Below are 1,011 nucleotides of genomic sequence, written 5' to 3'. Positions count from 1 at the left end.
CTTTTTTCTTGGCGGCCGCCTTCTTCTTCGCGGGGGCTTTTTTCTTGGTCTGCTCTTCGACCCATTTGCCATCGCGGTAGAAGGCCATCCAGCCAGTGGCCTTGCCGTCAATTTCGCTCATCACATACTGCTCTTTGGCCTTGCGGCTGTAGCGCAGCACCCCTTTGTTGCCGTCAGGATCCTCAGCAGGGGCCTCGGCCAGATAAGCGTGTTTCGGGTCCAGCTGCTTGGCCACGCTCTGAATTTCTTCGATCAGCGGCGGGCGCGTTTCCCGGTTTTTCGGGAACTTGCTGGCGGCCAGGAACAGGCCGGAGGCTCCATCGCGCAGTAAGTAATGATCATCCACTTTCTGGCATTGCAAGTGCGGCATGGGAATCGGGTCAGCCCGCGGCGGAGCCGGTTCGCCACTCTTGAGCAGCTTGCGGGTGTTGCCGCACTCGTCATTGGTGCACTTGAAGAACTTGCCAAACCGGCCGGTGCGCAGCTGCATCTCATTAGCGCACTTCTCACATTCCAGTACCGGGCCATCGTAACCCTTGATACGGAATTCGCCCTTCTCGACCACATAACCATCACAATCCGGGTTGTTACCACAGATATGCAGCTTGCGCTTTTCGTCGATCAGGTAATTTTCCATGGCGGTGCCACACTTCTGGCACCGTTTTTTGCTGCGCAGTTCGTTGGTTTCCGCTTCGTCATCGTCATCCGCTTTTACCGCTTCGGCTTCTTCACCGGGCAGCAGATTCATGGTGGCGGTGCAGCGCTCTTTCGGCGGTAGCCCGTAGCCGGAACAGCCCAGGAACACGCCGGTGGAGCCGGTGCGAATCTGCATTGGGCGGCCACAGGTGGGACATTCAATATCCGTGTCGGTAGGCAGGTTGGCGCGCATCCCCCCCACTGCCTGCTTGCCAGTGCCTTCCCCCTGGGCGGCATCCAGCTTGCTGACGAAATCCTTGTAGAATTCGTTGAGCACGTCCTGCCAGTTTCGCAGCCCTTCAGCAACTTCATCCA

At 58.2% G+C, this 1,011-nt stretch carries 1 protein-coding gene; it reads right to left on the bottom strand.

From position 1 onward, the window contains the following. Positions 1 to 1,011 (bottom strand): topoisomerase DNA-binding C4 zinc finger domain-containing protein (locus A3754_RS04190; protein WP_197468441.1); only part of this gene is annotated, 1,011 nt, incomplete at both ends.

The organism is Alcanivorax sp. HI0083, assembly GCF_001635175.1.
This window is presented reverse-complemented; position numbering and strand designations above follow the sequence as displayed.